The sequence below is a fragment of the Kitasatospora sp. NPDC001175 genome (assembly GCF_053598215.1).
Genome location: NZ_JBSFJU010000014.1, coordinates 89333 through 106412 on the forward strand (window position 1 = coordinate 89333; position 17080 = coordinate 106412).

The 17080-nt window shown below is 72.0% G+C and carries 19 protein-coding genes and 1 pseudogene; 12 read left to right on the top strand and 8 right to left on the bottom strand.

What is annotated here, in order from left to right; all coding sequences use genetic code 11:
- Window positions 1-126: 126 nt before the first annotated feature.
- On the bottom strand, window positions 127-861 hold the full coding sequence (locus ACWDAK_RS13280; protein WP_344637954.1) for a DJ-1/PfpI family protein: 735 nt from the start codon (window positions 859-861) through the stop codon (window positions 127-129).
- A gap of 205 nt (window positions 862-1066) precedes the next feature.
- On the opposite strand from ACWDAK_RS13280, the gene ACWDAK_RS13285 reads away from it, so the two are divergent.
- The 5 genes and pseudogenes from ACWDAK_RS13285 (at window position 1067) to ACWDAK_RS13305 (ending at window position 4761) form a co-directional block, all read left to right on the top strand.
- On the top strand, window positions 1067-2080 hold the full coding sequence (locus ACWDAK_RS13285; protein ID WP_425557696.1) for a GlxA family transcriptional regulator: 1014 nt from the start codon (window positions 1067-1069) through the stop codon (window positions 2078-2080).
- 201 nt (window positions 2081-2281) lie between these two features.
- Window positions 2282-3400, top strand: a pseudogene (locus ACWDAK_RS13290) (amino acid adenylation domain-containing protein); the annotation flags it as partial.
- A gap of 88 nt (window positions 3401-3488) precedes the next feature.
- The gene (locus tag ACWDAK_RS13295) at window positions 3489-3773 is read left to right on the top strand and encodes a phosphopantetheine-binding protein (RefSeq protein WP_344637952.1); all 285 of its coding nucleotides are present in this window, start codon (window positions 3489-3491) and stop codon (window positions 3771-3773) included.
- An 18-nt stretch (window positions 3774-3791) separates the two neighbouring features.
- On the top strand, window positions 3792-4166 hold the full coding sequence (locus ACWDAK_RS13300) for a hypothetical protein (protein WP_344637951.1): 375 nt from the start codon (window positions 3792-3794) through the stop codon (window positions 4164-4166).
- Between the two features lie 73 nt (window positions 4167-4239).
- On the top strand, window positions 4240-4761 hold the full coding sequence (locus ACWDAK_RS13305) for a TerD family protein (RefSeq protein WP_344637950.1): 522 nt from the start codon (window positions 4240-4242) through the stop codon (window positions 4759-4761).
- 309 nt (window positions 4762-5070) lie between these two features.
- Here the strand turns inward: ACWDAK_RS13305 and ACWDAK_RS13310 are convergent, their stop codons facing one another.
- The 4 genes from ACWDAK_RS13310 to ACWDAK_RS13325 all read right to left on the bottom strand — a co-directional run bounded on the left by ACWDAK_RS13310 (window position 5071) and on the right by ACWDAK_RS13325 (window position 7986).
- Complete coding sequence (locus ACWDAK_RS13310; RefSeq protein ID WP_344637949.1) at window positions 5071-5235, bottom strand: hypothetical protein; 165 nt, start codon at window positions 5233-5235, stop codon at window positions 5071-5073.
- A gap of 89 nt (window positions 5236-5324) precedes the next feature.
- The gene (locus ACWDAK_RS13315) at window positions 5325-6596 is read right to left on the bottom strand and encodes a C39 family peptidase (RefSeq protein WP_427393363.1); all 1272 of its coding nucleotides are present in this window, start codon (window positions 6594-6596) and stop codon (window positions 5325-5327) included.
- A 223-nt stretch (window positions 6597-6819) separates the two neighbouring features.
- Window positions 6820-7701, bottom strand: coding sequence for an NAD(P)-dependent oxidoreductase (locus ACWDAK_RS13320; RefSeq protein WP_344637947.1), 882 nt, complete (start codon window positions 7699-7701; stop codon window positions 6820-6822).
- Between the two features lie 87 nt (window positions 7702-7788).
- Window positions 7789-7986, bottom strand: a complete 198-nt coding sequence (locus tag ACWDAK_RS13325) for a hypothetical protein (protein ID WP_344637946.1) — start codon at window positions 7984-7986, stop codon at window positions 7789-7791.
- 173 nt (window positions 7987-8159) lie between these two features.
- On the opposite strand from ACWDAK_RS13325, the gene ACWDAK_RS13330 reads away from it, so the two are divergent.
- On the top strand, window positions 8160-8603 hold the full coding sequence (locus tag ACWDAK_RS13330; RefSeq protein WP_344637945.1) for an ASCH domain-containing protein: 444 nt from the start codon (window positions 8160-8162) through the stop codon (window positions 8601-8603).
- 45 nt (window positions 8604-8648) lie between these two features.
- On the opposite strand, the gene ACWDAK_RS13335 is transcribed toward ACWDAK_RS13330, so the two are convergent.
- Window positions 8649-9851 (bottom strand): M20 metallopeptidase family protein, encoded by a 1203-nt coding sequence (locus ACWDAK_RS13335; RefSeq protein WP_427393344.1) that lies wholly within the window; start codon window positions 9849-9851, stop codon window positions 8649-8651.
- A gap of 184 nt (window positions 9852-10035) precedes the next feature.
- Between ACWDAK_RS13335 and ACWDAK_RS13340 the strand changes: the two genes are divergently transcribed.
- Both ACWDAK_RS13340 and ACWDAK_RS13345 read left to right on the top strand, forming a co-directional pair.
- Window positions 10036-10929 carry an N-acetylmuramic acid 6-phosphate etherase gene (locus tag ACWDAK_RS13340; RefSeq protein ID WP_344637943.1) on the top strand — a complete coding sequence of 298 codons (894 nt, stop codon included), beginning with the start codon at window positions 10036-10038 and terminating at the stop codon, window positions 10927-10929.
- 454 nt (window positions 10930-11383) lie between these two features.
- Complete coding sequence (locus ACWDAK_RS13345; protein ID WP_344637942.1) at window positions 11384-13027, top strand: S53 family peptidase; 1644 nt, start codon at window positions 11384-11386, stop codon at window positions 13025-13027.
- A gap of 101 nt (window positions 13028-13128) precedes the next feature.
- Here ACWDAK_RS13345 and ACWDAK_RS13350 read toward each other — a convergent pair whose 3' ends face one another.
- Complete coding sequence (locus ACWDAK_RS13350; RefSeq protein WP_344637941.1) at window positions 13129-13497, bottom strand: DUF4180 domain-containing protein; 369 nt, start codon at window positions 13495-13497, stop codon at window positions 13129-13131.
- Window positions 13498-13614: 117 nt separating this feature from the next.
- The gene (locus ACWDAK_RS13355) at window positions 13615-14073 is read right to left on the bottom strand and encodes a helix-turn-helix domain-containing protein (protein WP_344637940.1); all 459 of its coding nucleotides are present in this window, start codon (window positions 14071-14073) and stop codon (window positions 13615-13617) included.
- Window positions 14074-14610: 537 nt separating this feature from the next.
- Here ACWDAK_RS13355 and ACWDAK_RS13360 point away from each other — a divergent pair.
- The 4 genes from ACWDAK_RS13360 to ACWDAK_RS13375 all read left to right on the top strand — a co-directional run bounded on the left by ACWDAK_RS13360 (window position 14611) and on the right by ACWDAK_RS13375 (window position 16940).
- Window positions 14611-14754, top strand: coding sequence for a hypothetical protein (locus ACWDAK_RS13360; protein WP_427393343.1), 144 nt, complete (start codon window positions 14611-14613; stop codon window positions 14752-14754).
- A 238-nt stretch (window positions 14755-14992) separates the two neighbouring features.
- Window positions 14993-15304, top strand: a complete 312-nt coding sequence (locus tag ACWDAK_RS13365; RefSeq protein WP_344637938.1) for a type VII secretion target — start codon at window positions 14993-14995, stop codon at window positions 15302-15304.
- Entirely contained in the window at window positions 15304-16299 is a 996-nt protein-coding gene (locus tag ACWDAK_RS13370) for a WXG100 family type VII secretion target (protein ID WP_344637937.1), read from the top strand. The genes ACWDAK_RS13365 and ACWDAK_RS13370 overlap by 1 nt, the downstream gene beginning before the upstream one ends.
- On the top strand, window positions 16296-16940 hold the full coding sequence (locus tag ACWDAK_RS13375; RefSeq protein WP_427393342.1) for a hypothetical protein: 645 nt from the start codon (window positions 16296-16298) through the stop codon (window positions 16938-16940). The genes ACWDAK_RS13370 and ACWDAK_RS13375 overlap by 4 nt, the downstream gene beginning before the upstream one ends.
- The last annotated feature ends 140 nt before the right edge of the window (window positions 16941-17080 follow it).

Genomic DNA, 17080 nt, shown 5'->3' on the forward strand with positions numbered 1-17080 from the left:
CTGGGCCGCCCGGGCCCGTTCGGCCGCTCTCCGCGGACGTGCCGAGCAACGGGGCGGAACCCGGCGCGTACCGGCGTGGCGGATCCGGCCGGACGGCTCACGGTGTGAATCCCCCTGGTGAACAGCCTACTTGCGAAGAAACGGCCCGCCGCCGAGCCGGGCGAGCAGCTCGGGGTGACCGGCCAGGGCCTCGGTCAGCACCTGCTTGCCGAACGGCGCGTAGCTCGCGGTGTCGGTGGCGGCCCAGTCGATCCCGCCGAACGGCGGCTGCGGGTCGTACTCGATCAGCAGCTGCACCTGCCGGGCGGCGTCCTCTCCGGCCAGTCGGCCGGCCAGGTGCAGCGCCATGTCGATGCCGGCCGCGACACCCGCGGCCGTGACGTACCGTCCGTCCTCGACCCAGCGGTCGGCCACCGGGGTCGCGCCGAAAGGGACGAGCAGGTCGCGGAACAGCCAGTGCGTGGTGGCCTTGCGCCCCTCCAGTAGCCCGGCGGCGGCCAGCAACAGCGAGCCGGTGCAGACCGAGCCGACCACCGACGCGCCTGAGGCGGCCCGGCGCAGCCGGGCGAGCAGCGTCTCGTCGGCCATCGCGGCGAGTGTCGGCACCAGACCGCCGGGCACCACCAGCACATCGGGGTCGGGGACTTCGTCGAAGGTGTGACTGGGCAGCACGGACAGCGGGGTATCGGTGCCCATCGACTCGATCCGCTCTCCCAGCACGACGGTCCGGATGCCCGGCACGGTGTCCGCCAGCGCGGCGCAGACCTGGAGCGGACCGACCAGGTCGAGCACGGTGATTCCCGGGTAGGCGACGAAGGCGACGGTCCGGGCCGGCTGCGCGGTCTCGGTGATGGTGGTCATGGCTGAATTCCTCGCTGGCTGCGGATGGCATCGGCGGCAGCGCTCCGGCTGCGTCCCGGTCGCGCTCCGGCCCCTCGAAGCCACCGTCGCCGCCGGCCCGGGGATGCGGCAACCGGCACCCCGTCCGGTTGTCCGGAATCCTGCGATCCCCGGCCGCCGGACCGGCGGGCGTAGGCTGGCGGCCGTGACGACGACTGCCCGCCAGGTGGTGATCATCGGCTACGACCAAGCGGACCTGCTCGACATCGCCTGCGTCGCCGACACCCTGGACGCCGCCAACCGGCTCGGCGCCGAACCCGCCTACGACCTGCGGCTGGCGACACCTCACGGCCGGCCCGTCCGCTCCTCCACCGGGCTCGTCCTGATGAGCCAGGCCGCCGTCGAGCGGGTCCGCGGCCCCCTGGACACCCTGCTGGTCGTCGGCGGCCTCGGCCATCTGACGGCGGCCGCGGACGCCGATCTCGTCTCCCACGTCCGGCGGCTGGCGGCCCGCAGCCGCCGGGTGGCCTCGGTCTGCACGGGTGCGAGCATCCTCGCCGCGGCCGGCCTGCTGGACGGCCGGCGGGCCACCACCCACTGGGCGTACGCCCGCGAACTGGCCGTCCGGCACCCGAAGGTCACGGTCGACCCGCGCCCGCTCTACCTCGTCGACGGCGACGTCAGCACCTCGGCCGGTGTGACCAGCGCGCTCGACCTGACGCTGGCCGCCGTGGAGGCCGACCACGGGCCCGAGCTGGCCCGACTGGTCGCCCGCTGGCTGGTCACCTACATGCAACGGCCTGGAAACCAGGAGCAGTTGTCCATCTACGTCAAGGACCCGCCGCCCGAGCACCGGGTCCTGCGCCGGCTCGTCCTGCACATCACCGGCCATCTCGACGCCGACCTCGGCACCGCTGCCCTCGCCGCCCGGGCTGACATCAGCGAACGGCACCTGTCCCGTCTCTTCCTCGACCGACTCGGCCAGCCTCCGGCCCGTTTCGTCCGCACCGCCCGCACCGAAGCGGCCGCCCGGCTGCTGGAGACCACCGCGCTCCCGCTCGCCGCCATCGCCGGACGCTGCGGCTTCGGCTCCACCGAGACTCTGCGCCAGGCCTTCCACGCGCACTACGGAATCTCACCCTCGGCCTACCGGCTGGCGCTCCGCGCCGGCCCGCCCTCCGCCGCGCTCCCGGCACCGTCGGAAGCGGTTCCGACGGACGCCGTCGACGGCCGCGGATGAGGACGGAGGCGCCGTAGAGGGACCGCTGCCCGGTACGCGACCGCAACCGCCGGACACCGGAGGATTCCGGGGCCCCGCCGTACGCTCCACAAGGCCACCGGGGCCGGGCCCGCAGGGCCGACGGCTCTTTCGTGGACCAGGCGTTGACGGTTCGTCACATGGAGTCACGGCGAGTCGCAGGTGCCACTGGCGCGCCTGCAGATCCGGCTGCCCCGCTCGATCGAGCTGGTGGTCTCGCTGCTGGCCGTCCTGAAGTCCGGCGCCGCCTACGCGCCGCTGGATCTCGACCACCCGGCCGGGCGGCTGTCGTCGATCCTCGCGGACACCGATCCCGTCGTGGTGCTCACCACCGGCTCGGTCGCCGCGTCGCTGCCCGGCGAGGCGGCGACCCTGCTCCTGGACGACCCGTGCACCACCGCCCAGTTGGCGGCGCTGCCCGACGGCGACCTGCGCACCGCCCGGGCCGCCGGCCCCGCGCCGCAGGACACCGCGTACGTCATCCACACCTCCGGCTCGACCGGCCGCCCCAAGGGCGCGGCGGTCTCGCACCGCGCGATCTGCAACCGACTTCGCTGGATGCAGGACGCCTACGGGCTGACCGAGGACGACCGGGTGCTGCATAAGACCAGCAGCGGCTTCGACGTCTCCGTGCGGGAGTTCTTCTGGCCGCTGATCACCGGCGCCACCCTGGTGGTCGCCCGGCCCGGTGGACACCGGGACCCGGCGTACCTGGCCGAGCTGATGATCAGCCAGGAGGGCATCGCCACCGTCCACTTCGTGCCCGCCATGCTGAGCGCCTACCTGGCGGAACCCGGCTCGGCCCTGCCGACCCGCCTGCGGCGGATCATCTGCAGCGGCGAGGCGCTGCCCGCCGACCTGGCCACCAGGGCCGCGCAGGCGATGGGCGCGCCGGTGCACAACCTGTACGGCCCCACCGAGGCCGCCGTCGACGTCACCGCCTGCGCGCACGATCCCGGGCGGCCCGGCGCCTCCGTGCCGATCGGCCGGCCGGTCTGGAACACCCGCACCCACGTGCTGGACGCGTTCCTGCAGCCGGTTGCTCCCGGCTCGGCCGGCGAGCTCTACCTGGCCGACGTCCAGCTCGCGTCCGGGTACCTGGGGCGGCCCGCGCTGACCGCGCAGCGCTTCGTCGCTGACCCGTTCGGACCGCCCGGGAGCCGGATGTACCGCACCGGCGACCTGGTCCGGCAGTCGCCGCAGAGCGAGTTGGAGTACCTGGGCCGGACCGACCACCAGGTGAAGCTGCGCGGCCTGCGGATCGAGCTCGGCGAGATCGAGGCCGCCCTCACCGCTGACGACAGCACGTCAACCCGGGCCCAGGTTCCACTGCCACCTCCGCGTGACCACGCTCCCCATCGACCCACCGCAACCGACCAGGAGGTCCACCATGTCCGACGGCTTCGAGCCGCTCACCCGGGAGATGATGAAGGCCACCGTCCCGCTGGGTGAAGAGCCCACCGACATCCCGGACGACGACGAACTCCAGCTGCTCGGCCCGGACTCGATCCGCCTCATGCACCTCGTCGAACGCTGGCACCGGGCCGGGCTCGAACTCTCCTTCGTCGAGCTGGCGGAACGCCGCACGCTCGCCGAGTGGTGGGACCTGCTCTCCACCCGACTGCCGAGGGGTTCGCAACTCCGCCCGGGGCACGATCGGCTCCCCGCGCAGTAGGCCGAAATCGACGCCTCGATGGTGGCGGCTGGCCTCGACTCCGGCGTCCCCGAGGAGGCCGTCGCCGGCCTGGCGCAGGCCCCCTGGCCGCTCGTCAGCTACCGCGGCCGGTACGCGCCCATGGTCCCCCACCTCGGCAACGAGCAGGTACGGGTGCGCCACGACACCGTCATGTCCCGGGTCGACCGGCTCGTCGCGCGCGGGCGGGCCGAGGAGTCCCTCCGTACGGATCGCCCCCGCCGGCGGCTGGTCACGGCGGTCCACGCGCTCGCCAACGAAGCGATCACCGAGACCGGGCAGGGCCGCCTCGCCACGGAGCGGGCCTCCGACGTGCCGGCCACCGGCCCGCCCGGCCTGCCTCGTCGGTTTCCTGTCAATTATGCGTCACTGTAAGCCGGTTACTCGGTGTCAGACGGGTCGGCCATGGCACCATGGAAGGTCGGTGCGCCGACGGACGGAGTGTCCTGTGAGCAGTCTCAACAAGGGTCTGGGACGGATCGAAGTGGACCTGCAGTGGGATCCGAATCCCGCCGGTACGGTGCCCCACGACCTGGACCTGATCGGCGCGACCTACGCCACCGACACCCCGGACAGCGACCCGGTCTACCTGGTGTACTTCGACAGCCGCTCCCCCGACGGCACGATCACGCTGAACCGGGACAGCCGCGACGGCCGGGGCTTCGGCGTCGACGAGCGCATGGTCCTGGAGCTCGACCGTCTCGCGAGCCGCTACCGTAGGGTTGTCGTGGGCGTCGCGATCCAGCAGGGCGGCGGCCGGGTGACCTTCGCGGACATAGCCCACCCCGACGTCCGAATCCGGGAGCGGCGCGATCAGCTCGCGGCGGTGGACTTCGACACCGTCGGCGAGGCGACGGCGGCGCGGGTCGCGGAGTTCGTCCGGGACGACTCGGGGGTCTGGCGGTTCCGGGCCAGCGTCCGCGGCTTCGACGCCGATCCGGCCGCCTTTGCCCGGATCATGGGCAGTTGAGCAAAACCCGGGTCAAGCCTCGCGATCCCCGGAGCCCGCGATGTCCGTCCTGGTGACGTGCGACTTGTTTCGGACACATGCGCGACATGCTGCTCAACGGCACAGGAGGACAGGAAGAGCCCGCCCGCACACTGGGACCGGGTGGCGCCCCACGGGCCGGGCCGCCACGAAAGGGAGTGACCACGCCATCCTCTGCGTCAACCGCACGGGAATCCCCTGGACGTGGATAATCCGCCCTTCACGACGCGGCAACGGTGCCCACCACGGCTACTCCCGGCCCCTCCTGCCCGCCGCGGAGTCTGGGGTGGATCACGCTCCGACGGCGCCTCGCCCGCGACCCCGTTCGACATCGCCGTCCCGATCCGCCAGCACCGCGAGGTCCTCGGTGGCGCTCGCCCGGATCGGGGCGCTGGTGACCGGCGGGGCCTGAGTCAGGATCAGCTCGGTCTGCTCGTCCAGGCCCATCACGGTCACCGGGGACCGGGACGGCCACCTGACCCGAGACGGCGGCAACCGCTGCCACCACGTCATCGAGACGGCCGTCGGCCGGCACCTCGTCCTCGTCAGCTGATCCCGACCGCGCGCAGCGCCTGGTGCTGACTTGGTACTGACTTGACGGGCCAGTAGACGTAGCAGATGCCGCCCGAACCCCTCGTGACCTGCCCGTTCGCGTCGTAGCGCTTGGTGCGCAGCCAGTTGTTCTCGAACTGGCGGCGCCGGTAGACGCGGCGGACCTGGTCATCGCCGGGCGAGGCGGGGTCGTTGGCGATCACGTCGCCGTCGGGGGTGAAGCCGACCACCGCCATCAGGTGGCCGTCGGTGCCGTAACCGGCGCCGTCGAGTTCGGACTTGAGGAAGGACTGGGAGGTGATGACCGGGATGCCTGCGCGGATCAGGCGTTCGAGGTCGGTCAGGGAGGTGAGGCGGGCGATCACGGCCTGGAGGTCCGGGTAGGTAGCGGCGTAGGCGGCGTTGAAGGGCCAGTTGCCGCAGCCCCGGTACTGGTGGTCGTAGGTCCCGCGGGCGGCCTGGCAGACCTGGGGGTCGGCGTAGGCCGGGTCGATCCAGGCCAGGTCGGCGGGGACGGGACGGCGACCCCAGTACTCGATGACCATCTGGGAGGAAGTGGGGCTGCACCAGGCCTCTCCCCCGTTGTCGTACTGCGGGTACTGGCCTTTGTGGATCTCCTGTGAGTAGCGCGGGACGGCCAGTTCACGACCCGGTCCCGGTACCGAGGCCGGCACCTCGAAGCGGTCCGGCAGGTCCGAGGTCATCGCGCCCAACCGCCATACGGTGGGGGCGAGTTCGGTGCCGGGACGGCGGTACAGGGTCAGCCGCAGCGCGTACGAGGCCAGGCGCAGACCGCCGGCCGGGTCGGAAATGGCCAAGGTGTCGGTGGAGATGCGGCTTCTGCCGTCCTGCTGGTGCTCCACCGAGGTGCGGCGGATGTCCTGGTCGGAGGCGGCCCAGCGTCCCATGGTGTACCAGGGGGTGGTCTCGCCGTCGCTGTAGCTGCCGCGCAGTTCGACTGCGATCCAGGTGCCGACGGGTGTGTGGGCGTTCCAGGAGGCGACCAGCTCGGTGGCGGGGGTGGTCAACTCCCGTACGGGGCCGGTCCAGGTGGCGTACTCCCAGGTGGAGGTGGTGCCGGTGTGCGGGTCAGGGTAGTCGGTGGTGCCCACCGGGGTGGTGATGGTGATGCCCGGACGGTCGCCGTCGGCCGGGCGGGTGCCGTGGTCAGCGCCCTGGCGCCAGTCGGCGGTGGTGGTCCAGGCGTGGTACTCCACCGGGGAGCCTGGTCCGTCGGAAGCGGGGATCGGCCCGGACGCCGACATCGGCGCGGACGTCGGCGCGGATGTCGGCGCCGACGTCGGCGCGGCCCCGGACGCGGAGTGGAGCGGTGGCGCGACGGTGCCGGCCGCTGCGGCGAGTGCGGCCGTCAGCATCGTCCGCCGTGACGTGGAATCGTTCACAGTGCCGGCCTCCCAGGGCTCGCGTGGCGGCATTGGAGTACGGAGCCGGGCGCGGAGCCGCCGCTCGACCGCGCCCGGTGGCGGCTCAGTCCAGGCCGGCCCGGCGGCGGGCGACCTCGGCCACGGCCGACCAGTCCCGATCCGCGTCGCCGTGGGCGACCGCGTCCAGGAAGGCGTCGCGCAGCACTCCGCCGAAGGGCAGCGGAACGTGCTGCTCGCCGCCCGCCTCCAGGGCGAGGTTGACGTCCTTCATACCGAGGACGAGGCGGAACCCGGCCGGCTCGTAACGCCGTTCGCTGATCATCGAGCCGTAGCCGGTGTAGGCCGGGCCGGGGAAGAGGGTGTTGGTGAGCAGCTCAACCAAGTCGGCCGGCTTGACGCCGCTGGCCTCGGCCAGGCTGGTGGCCTCGGCCAGCGACTCGATGGCGCAGGCGAGCAGGAAGTTGGCGCTGATCTTGGCGGCGTTGGCCTGGTGCGGCTCGCTGCCCAGGCGCCAGGTGCGCTGCCCCATCGCGGCGAACAACGGCTCGGCCTGCTCCAGCAGCTCGTCCGGGCCTGCCGCCAGGATGTTGAGCTTGCCGGCCTCGGCCACCTCGGCGCGGCCCAGGACGGGCGCGGCGAGGTAGCCGATCTTGTGCTCGGCATGCAGTTCGGCGGCGCGGCGGGCCAGCGGGAGCGAGATGGTGGCCATGTTGATGTGCAGCCGCGCCCGGGCGCCCTCGAGCAGGCCGGGATCGTGGAGGTTGGACTCGACCGCGCGGTCGTCCGCGAGCATCGAGACGACGATGTCGTTGCCGAAGATCCCGGCCAGGTCGGCGGCTGGCCGCGCACCCTGCTCGACCAGGGCCTTCACCGGCCCGGGCGAGCGGTTCCAGACCTGCACGGAGAAGCCCGACCGGACCAGGTTGGCGGCCATTCCGCGCCCCATCGAACCGAGTCCGACAAAGCCCACCGTGAGCGCGGCCATGGTCTCTCTCCTCGCCGTCAAAGTCATCCGCACCGGTTCGGTACGGATTGACTGTACGTCAACTGCCGCGAGAAACCGTTCGACCGGTCACTGACCGGCTGCGTCCTCGACCTCGCCCTGCGCGGACTGGTCCGGAAGCGGGACGTTGTCGGGTGAGCTGACACCGGTACCGCGGCTGCCGGAGGTGCCGGCGTCGGCTTGGCCCGCGTGGGCGCTGGGTGCCGTGAGCGAGGCGACCACCCCGACTGCGAGGGACGCGACGGCGAGCATGCTGCGCTTCTTCATGCCCTCTCCAACGAGCAGACCGCGCCGGGGTCACGCGGAGAGCCGGCCGGCTACGGATGTGCGCAGGCGGCGCTCCGGTCGCCGGCACGGGTCACGCGGAAAACGGTCGGGCCGGCACGGGTCACGCGGAAAACGGTCGGGCCGGCACCGCTCCGGCGGCTACCGTGGCCGGTATGACGAGCGATCATCTCCCCGCCCTGGACGTCGCCGCGCTGCCCAGGGCCTGCTTCGCCTTCCCCGGACCGCTCCGCGACCGGCTGGTCGACGCGATCCTGGACGGTTCGAAGACCTCCACCACCGGCCTGCGGACCGCGTACGAGCGCGAGAACGAGCCCCTGCCGCGGGTCGGCGAGCGCTTCGCGGTGGTCGACTCCGCCGACCGTCCGGTGGCCGTGATCGAGGTGACGGAGGTACGCGTGGTCCCGCTGGCCGAGGTGGACCTGGCGCACGCCGTGGACGAGGGCGAGGGCCACAGCACCGTCGCCCGGTGGCGGGCGGACCACGAGGAGTACTGGCACGGCGCGGAGCACAGGGCGGCACTGGACGATCCGGCCTTCACCGTGGACGACGCGAGCCTGGTGGTCCTGGAGCGCTTCCGGCTGGTCCGCGCACTCTGAGCCCAGCCGTGCGCCCTCCTCCGCGCCCCGCGCCTGCCGTACCGTTCAGCCTGCGGTGGCCGCCAGGCGGCGGGTGGCCAGGTCGGCCAGCAGGGCCGCCTGCCGGGAGAGGACGGCGTCGTCGAAGGCGGCGGACGGCGCGTGGTTCGTCGGGGCGGTCCGCGGGTCGCGGTCCGCGAGGACGGCGCCGAGGAAGAGCATGGCGCCAGGCACCTGCTCCAGGACCAGGGAGAAGTCCTCCGAGCCGTTGATCGGGTTGGGCGCGGGCAGGACCGCCTCCGCGCCGAGGAGTTCGCGCGCGGTGTCCAGGGCGAATCCGGTCTCGTCCGGGGAGTTGACGGTCACCGGGAAGAGCACCTCGTACTCCACCTCGACCTCCAGGCCGTGGGCCCGTGCGATGCCCTCGACCAGGGCGGGCAGTCCGGTGCGCAGCAGTTCCCGGTTCTGCGCCGAGTAGCTGCGGACGGTGGCGTCGAAGGCCGCGCTCTCCGGGATGATGTTGCTCTTGCTCCCCGCGCTCAGCCGGCCGACCGTGACGACCACGGGGTCGAAGACGTCGAAGGTGCGGGTCACATGGGTCTGCAGGGCGGTGACCATCTCGCAGACCGCCGGCACCGGGTCCTTGGCGCGGTGCGGCGAGGACCCGTGGCCGCCCCGGCCGCGGACGGTCACCCGCAGCTCGTCGCAGGCGCTCATCATGGCGCCCGGCCGGGCGTAGACCGCCCCGCACGGAATCTGGCTCGACGTCACATGGATCGCGTACGCGGCGTCGGGCTTCTTCCCCGCCGCGTCCAGGACGCCCTCGTCGATCATCATGCCGGCGCCGTTGAAGCCCTCCTCCCCCGGCTGGAACATGAACACCACGTCGCCGCTGAGCTGCTCCCGCCGGTCGCACAGCAGCCTGGCCGCACCCACCAGTCCGGCGGTGTGCAGATCGTGTCCGCAGGCGTGCATCCGTCCGTCGATCCGGGAGGCGTAGTCCAGACCGGTGGTCTCCTGAACCGGCAGCGCGTCCATGTCGCCGCGCAGCAGCACCGCCCCGCCCGGGGCGCCGGTACCGCGCAGGACGGCCGTGACGGAGCTGAGCGAACGTCCGGTGCTGATCTCCAACGGCAGTCCGTCCAGTGCGGCCAGCACCTTCTCCTGGGTACGCGGCAGGTGCAGTCCGAGTTCGGGTTCGCGGTGCAGTGCCCGGCGCAGCTCGGCCAGTTCGCCCTGGAGTTCCCGCGCCCGCTCGACCGTCGACATGGTCGTCCTCCGCCTCTCGTCGGTGCCTCCCCCCATCTCAAGCCCGTCGCCGGCAAGTTGCAACACCTGTGCACGGTCCGGCGCGCACCTGACGCACCCGGGGCAGCCCGCGGGTCGGTGACCTGGCGGGGCGTCAGGACGTATCGTGCGGAGCAGTCGAACGCCGTCCGCTCCTGGAGGCCCCGTGACCGCCCTGCCGCCGACCGAGCGCCGCAACCCGGCCACCACCGGGATCGACCTGCTGTCCACCCTCGATCTGCTGCACGCCGTCAACGCGGCCGACGCGGAGGTGCCGGCCGCCGTCGCGCGCGCCCTGCCGGTGCTGGCCCAGGTGGTGGACGCGGCGGTGGCGGCGCTGCACGGCGGCGGCCGGGTGCATTACGTGGGCGCCGGTTCCTCGGGCCGCTACGCCGTACTGGACGCCGCCGAGCTCGCCCCGACCTACGGGCTCGAACCCGGCCGCATCACCGCCCATCTCGCCGGCGGACCGGGTGCGCTGGCCCGGGCCGTGGAGGGCGCCGAGGACAGCGAGGCGGACGGGCGGCGGGCGGTGGCCGGGCTGAAGCCGGTCGACGTGGTCATCGGGCTCGCGGCGAGCGGCCGGACCCCGTACGTGGCGGGCGCGCTGGCGGCCGCCCGGGCGGCCGGGGCGACGGCCGTACTGGTGAGCTGCGATCCGCGGGCGCCGCTCGCCGACCTCGCCGACCTGCACGTGTGCACCGACACCGGCCCCGAGGTGGTGACCGGCTCGACCCGGATGAAGGCCGGCAGCGCGCAGAAGCTGGTGCTGCACAGCTTCTCCACCGCGGTGATGGTCCGACTGGGCCGGACCTGGTCGAACCTGATGACGGAGGTGGCCGCGACCAACGCCAAGCTGGTCGGCCGGAAGCTGACCATCCTGGTCCAGGCCACCGGTGCCGACGCCGAGACCTGTCGCGCCGCGCTGCGGGCCGCGGACGGCGAGTTGAAGCCGGCTCTGGTCCGGCTGCTCACCGGCGCCACCCCGGCGGCCGCCCGAGCCGCGCTGGCCGCGGCCGACGGTGTGGTGCGGACCGCAATCGACCAGCTGCTCTCGTAACCTCCCTGCCACCGAAGGGAATTGATCGGATCCCGGGGCTGCGCAGCCGTCTGCTCGCAGGGCAGGATGTACACGATCATGGCGAGTGAGGCGCGCTGTCGGAGGGGAGCCGGGGGATGGGTGCCGGCGGCGCGGCAGTGAAGTGTCGGCGCCATGGCGGTGGGTCAACCAGCCGTGAACATTGGATTTCGCCGGCGCAATCTGCCCGGTTCCGGGCGGACCCTCTCCCGGCCCCACCGCGACCTCGGCGCACCCTGCCGGACCTCCTCGGGCGCGGGCGCTGTCATGACGGCGACATCCGGGGACATTGTCGCTTCATGTAACTGGCAAGGGACGCACCCCTTTTGACGGAGCCTCTGCACTCCTACCGTTGAGGTCATCCAGCTGTCAGCGCCGTCCCCGCCGGATCCCCGCGGGGACTCCTCGGCGCACCCTTCGTCCCTGGAGGACCTCCTTGAAATCCCGCCTCAAGCCCCTCATCGGCCTGATCGCCGCACCGCTGCCGATCATCGCGCTCGCCGCCGCGCCGGCCTTCGCGGCGCCCGCCGCGGTCCAGCGGGTCGCCCTGGACGGGAACGTGATACCGGCGGTGAGCCACTCGACCCGGCTCGGTGACGTCGCGGCGGACCAGCGGATAACCGTGGCCGTCAGCCTCAACCAGCGTGACAGGGCGGGCCTTGATGCCTTCCTGGCCCAGGTGACCGACCCGAAGTCGCCCGGCTACCAGCATTATCTGACAGTCGGCCAGTTCGCCCAGCGGTTCGGCGCGGCCCCGGCGACGGTGGCCAAGGTGTCCGCCTACCTGAAGTCCCAGGGCCTGGCGGTCGGCGAGGTCACGGCCAACCACCTCACCCTGGAGGCCACCGGGACCGCCGCACGAGTGCAGCAGGCGTTCGGCACCAGGCTGGCGAACTTCCACGACGGCAGAACCGGCCGCGACTTCTACGCCAACACCGCGCAGCCCGTGCTGCCGGCCGAGATCGCCGCCGCGGTGAGCAACGTCTCCGGGCTCGACAACTACGCGAAGTACCGGCACTTCAGCTCCGGCAAGCTTTTCCCCGAGGCCGCCGGCCACGCCCCGTCCGGGCTGAGCCCGGCCAAGGCCCGCACCGCGTACAACCTCAACTCCGCGATCAGCGCCGGTTACACCGGCAAGGGACAGACGGTCGCGGTGGCGGAGTTCTCCGCCTTCCAGCAGTCGAACATCACCGCCTACGACAAGTACTACGGCCTCACCCCGCCCACCCCGGCCGTGGTCAGCGCCGGCGGCGGCACCACCGACCTGTCCGGCCAGGGCGAGGTCGAGCTGGACATCGAGGTCATCCACGCGCTGGCGCCCGGCGCCGCTGTGAAGGTCTACGAGGCGCCGAACAGCGACGCCGGCGAGGTCGCCCTCTACAGCAAGCTGGTCAGCGACAACGTGCCGGTCATCTCGATCAGTTGGGGCATCTACGAGGCGGGCGAGACGGCGTCCAACCGGGTCGCGGTGGACACCGACTTCAAGGAGGCCGCCGCTCAGGGGCAGTCGGTCTACGCCGCCTCTGGTGACAGCGGCTCCGACGACGCCGGCAACGGCGGCACCTCGGTGGACTTCCCGGCTGCCGATCCGTACGTCACCGGCACCGGAGGCACCACGCTCTCCACCACCTCCTCGGGCGGCTGGAGCCGGGAGACCGCCTGGAGCGGCAGCGGCGGCGGCGTCTCCTCGGTCTTCGCCACCCCGAGTTACCAGACCAAGGTGAACACCGGCGCCAAGCGCGCGGTGCCCGACGTCGCCGCCGTCGCCGACCCCGCCAGTGGCTGGGCCGTCTACACCGGGGGCGGCTGGTACACCTACGGCGGCACCAGCGCGGCCGCTCCCAACTGGGCGGCGTTCACCGCCGTCTACAACAGCGAGGCCAAGGCCAAGTCGAAGCCCGCTTTCGGCTTCGCCAACAGCACCATCTACTCGCTGGCTTCCTCGGCCGGCTACGGCGCTGCCTTCCACGACGTCACCAGCGGCTCCAACGGCGCCTACAGCGCGGCCAAGGGCTACGACAAGGTGACCGGCTGGGGCTCCTACAACGGCGCGGGGTTCCTCAAGGCCAAGCTCGGCTGAGTGGCAGCACCGCGGCGAAGGGGTCGGGCCGGCGCCCGGCCCCTTCGCCGCGTGCAGACGCACCGGCGGGCGCCGGAGCCCGTGTTCGACGCCTCCGGCCGTCAGCGGCCCGCGAGCCGGGCCCGCAGGGCGTCCAGGTCCGACAGGAACCAGAGCTGGCGGCCGCGGTTGCTCTCGCGGACGAAGTCCTCCAACGCGGTACTGACGCTCACGTGCCGGGAGATGTCCCCAATGACGGCGAGCCCGAGCCGGTAGTTGGCGAACTTCTGGACGATGTCGCCCGCGACGCGGGTCCGCAGCCGGAAGAAGTCGTCCGTGAGCCGCTCGACCGGGACTGCGACCCAGGCTGCTCCCTGGTAGGCCCCGTTGCCGATCAGGTCGGTCGCCTCGCGCTCGCCGCTCAGCGGTGCGCCGTCCGGTGCGCAGACCAGGACGGGTGTGCCTTCGAGCTGCTGGAGTATGTCTGCCATGGGGCTGTGTCCCTTCTGTCGTGGGTAGGGGTTCCGGCGCGGTCGCGCCTGTTCCTTGAGCAGGTTTCCCGCCTCGGCAGGAGTGCCGCCTTCGGCTCAGCCGGCGTGGAACGCCGGTCAGCGCGGTTCGTCGACCAGCGCCTCGACGACCTTCAGCAGGTCCGCCACGGTGCCGAGGCCACCCAGTGCGATGATCTTGAGGATCGCTCGCTCCTCGTCATAGACGGTCTCCACCCGCAGGTGGTCACCGCTCTCCCCGCCCCGGCTCTGCGCGGCTGCGATCACCGTGTTGGTCAGGCGGACGGTCTCCTCGGCGCCGATCGCGTCGATCTGCACGATGCCGGACACCTCGGCATGGCGGGTACGGCGGACGGCCGAGGGGGCGGGCACACCGGTGAAGGCCTCCAGGTCCTCGCGGGTGATCCGGTACTGCCGGCCGACCCGGGTCGCCTTCAGGCGCCCCTCCCGCACATAGCCGCGCACCGTTCTGACGTGCAGTCCCAGCAGGTCCGCCACCTGCTCCACCGAGTAGTAGAGCTGCCGCACCACGCCCTCCCAACCACGCTCCACCCGCATCGGGCTCCGCTATTGACCCTAAAAGTACATCACTTATGGATCAACAGGGAATTTTAGGGAGTCCGCTGCTGACAAGCAGACAGCACCTCGACGGCCGCCCCTGCCCGTACGGCCCAGCAGCGGCGGCGGCGCGCCCGCCGCACTGCGCATGGTGCTGGGGGGACGGCACCGAACCGGGAGCAGCGAGGAGCGGGCGACGGGACCTCCGGACCAGCCGCGGGCGACGGGGAAGCGCCGGGTCACCTTCCCGAGCGCGATCACCGTGCTGACACTGCTCACCGTTCCGGTCTTGGCCCTGGCCTTCCTGATCCCGCCCGGGGAGCATCAGCGCAACGCGAGCGGCATCCGGATCCGGGGGACGTACCACCGGATCTCGGTCGGACTGCCCGTCACCAGCCGCCTGGAGGACCTGCTCCTCTCCCCCGTCGACGGCCGCTACGGCATCCGCGACCCGCACACCGGCGAGGTCTGCCCGACCTTCGACGGAGCGCTCTACGGCAGTGCGGCGGTCTTCCTGTTCGTGCTCGCCGTGTGTGGGTGCCGACCACCGCCGTCACCGTCGGCGGCGTCTGCCTGGCGAAGGTCCGCTACGACCAGTACCTGCGATTCGCCTGGCCGCTACTGGCACTGCTGTCCGTGCCGATCTGCCTCTTCGTCGGATTCGGCGCGGTCGTCAGCTGATTCCACACCGATTCACCCGTGGGATTGTGACGCGTCACCAGAATGCCGCCACCCCCCACCTCGACCTGGCCACCCGAGGCGCCCGGCGGGCCCGGTTCAAGCGGCCACAATTTCATGGGAATTTCTTTACGAGACTTTTCTGCAACGCAGTTGGGCCAGCTCTGAACGGACTCGCATGTGCGATAACCTCATCGCCCCAGTGCGGTGCGCAAGGTACATCGCCGGAAAAGGGGGAAGAGTGTCAGACGGATATCATGTCCATCCCGACGCCCTCGACGTCTACGCCGGACAGGTGGAGGACGCGGCCGAGCGGGTGTCGCAGATCATGAGCGCGATCGGTTCGATCTCGGTCCCCTCGGACGCCTTCGGCCTGTTGCCCGACGCACAGAACCTGCACTCGGCCTACCAGGAGCACTCCGACGCCGACGTGCAGGACTGCTTGGACCTGGACGGCCTGCTGCGGGAGACCGTCGAGGGGCTGACGGGCGCGAGCGGCAACTACCGCGACGCCGAGTCGGCGACCAGCGGCGCCATGGGCGGGGGTGCCTGATGATCGACCCCGGCGGGCCGGCCGACAGCGGCGGGGCGTACCAGTGGGCGCAACAGCCCGGTCATCTGACGCTGCCGCAGATCCAGGAGGCCAAGAAGCCCGATCGCAGCGGCATCGACGGCGCTCTCGACGACGCCGTGCAGTGGACGCTGGAGCAGACCGGCGCCATCAAGCTGCTCGAAAAGGTCACCGGAGCCCCGGAGCTGCTCACCGAGGCCGCCAAGGACTGGCAGCAGCAGGCGGTCGAGATGCAGAAGGTCGCCGACGACCTGCGGACCGGCGCCCGGCAGCTCTCGGCGAACTGGCACGGGCAGGCCTCGGAGGCCTTCGGCCGGCACATGGGTGAGATCGTCCAGGCGATGGACGGTACCGCCGACGACATGGCCCAGACGGCCGGGATCCTCGGCCAGGCGGCCGCGGAGTGCGCGCTGGCCGAGGAGACGGTGATCCACCTGATCACCGAGCTGATCGACCTGCTGGTCGGCATGCTCGCGACCAGCTTCATCCTCGACCTGTTCACGGCCGGTCTCGCCACCGTGGTGGACGCCCTGGTCAGCGAGGCCGAGGTGGCCGTGTACATCGCGAAGATCGAGAAGGTCTCGGCGGGACTGGCCAAGACCCTGCGCGAGCTGATGGACGCGGTCAAGGAGCTGAAGGCGGCGGAGCGGGCCGGCAAGTCGGTCGAGGAGGTCAAGAAGGCGCGGCAGGCGGTCCGGGCGGCGGCCAAGGTGATCCGGCAGAACGGCAGCATGCTCAAGAACCCCAACGGTCTCAGCTTCCGGGACCGGCTCGCGCACCATGTGGTGGCCGGTCAGCTCGGCGAGCACACCCTGGGCGCGGTGGAGCACGGGCTCGGCATGGAGAACAACTGGAAGGACCCGCTCAAGGAGTTCCTCACCAGTGACACCGGACAGCGCTCGCTGGACCCGCACGGCACCGAGGAGCCCGAGCCGTACCACGTCGACCGCAGCCGCATCGAGGAGGCGTTCGGGTGAGCACCTCCCAGCTCCCGCCCGAGGGGGCCTCGGCCCCGGCACCCGCCGGGGACGCCTGGCTGCACCCCGTCGTGGCGGCCCACCTGCGTCCGGGGGAGACCCTCCTGGCCGCGGCTCCCGGCTATCTCGACGGCCTGCTTCCCGCCCTCCCCCGGGAGTACCTGCCGAACCCCGACCGCGAGGCGGGCGGCCTGGAGCGGGCCTTCGGCTTCCTGGTCTGGCTCTGGCCGCCCACCTGGTTCCAGGCCGCGGCGGAGTGGGTGGAGAACCGGGTCTACCCGGCGATCCGGCGGAAGTTCCACGGCGGCGCCTGGTCCGGTGGCTGGGAGAGCACGGCCGGGCGTCTGCTCGTCTCCTGCCACCTCTCCGGCGACCGGCCGCCCGCCGGACTGAGCACCCGCATCGCCCTGGCGGTGACCAGCCATCGGCTGCTCCTGCTGACCTGCACCCGGGTGCACGACGAACCGTACGACGCCCAGGTGATCGCCGAGCTGCCGCACGGCACGTACCGGCGCCGGGGTGAGCCGCATCCGGCCCGGCAACGCTGCCGGCTGGACCTGGAGTTCGGCGACGGCTCCTGGCTGGCCTTCGAACTGTCCAGACCGGAGCTGGTGCCGCAGCTGGCCGACGTGCTGAGCTGACGGCGACGGGCCGCGGAGCGATGAACACCGTTGTCCGAACGGCATGATCGCTGCTAGCGTTGATCGCATGAAGCGCGCTGTGAACCTGACGACGACGCCGGACTCGGTCCCGGCACGCTGATTCGTGTTCCTACCGCGAA

Bases quoted from the DNA above. Each gene is read 5' to 3' on its own strand.
- ACWDAK_RS13335 (WP_427393344.1), bottom strand. From the start codon at position 9,851: ATGTCGACGGTCGAGCGGGCGCGGGAACTCCAGGGCGAACTGGCCGAG.
- ACWDAK_RS13355 (WP_344637940.1), bottom strand. From the start codon at position 14,073: ATGCGGGTGGAGCGTGGTTGGGAGGGCGTGGTGCGGCAGCTCTACTAC.
- ACWDAK_RS13350 (WP_344637941.1), bottom strand. From the start codon at position 13,497: ATGGCAGACATACTCCAGCAGCTCGAAGGCACACCCGTCCTGGTCTGC.
- ACWDAK_RS13295 (WP_344637952.1), top strand. From the start codon at position 3,489: ATGTCCGACGGCTTCGAGCCGCTCACCCGGGAGATGATGAAGGCCACC.
- ACWDAK_RS13330 (WP_344637945.1), top strand. From the start codon at position 8,160: ATGACGAGCGATCATCTCCCCGCCCTGGACGTCGCCGCGCTGCCCAGG.
- ACWDAK_RS13315 (WP_427393363.1), bottom strand. From the start codon at position 6,596: ATGTCGGCGTCCGGGCCGATCCCCGCTTCCGACGGACCAGGCTCCCCG.
- ACWDAK_RS13300 (WP_344637951.1), top strand. From the start codon at position 3,792: ATGGTGGCGGCTGGCCTCGACTCCGGCGTCCCCGAGGAGGCCGTCGCC.
- ACWDAK_RS13325 (WP_344637946.1), bottom strand. From the start codon at position 7,986: ATGAAGAAGCGCAGCATGCTCGCCGTCGCGTCCCTCGCAGTCGGGGTG.
- ACWDAK_RS13320 (WP_344637947.1), bottom strand. From the start codon at position 7,701: ATGGCCGCGCTCACGGTGGGCTTTGTCGGACTCGGTTCGATGGGGCGC.
- ACWDAK_RS13280 (WP_344637954.1), bottom strand. From the start codon at position 861: ATGACCACCATCACCGAGACCGCGCAGCCGGCCCGGACCGTCGCCTTC.
- ACWDAK_RS13370 (WP_344637937.1), top strand. From the start codon at position 15,304: ATGATCGACCCCGGCGGGCCGGCCGACAGCGGCGGGGCGTACCAGTGG.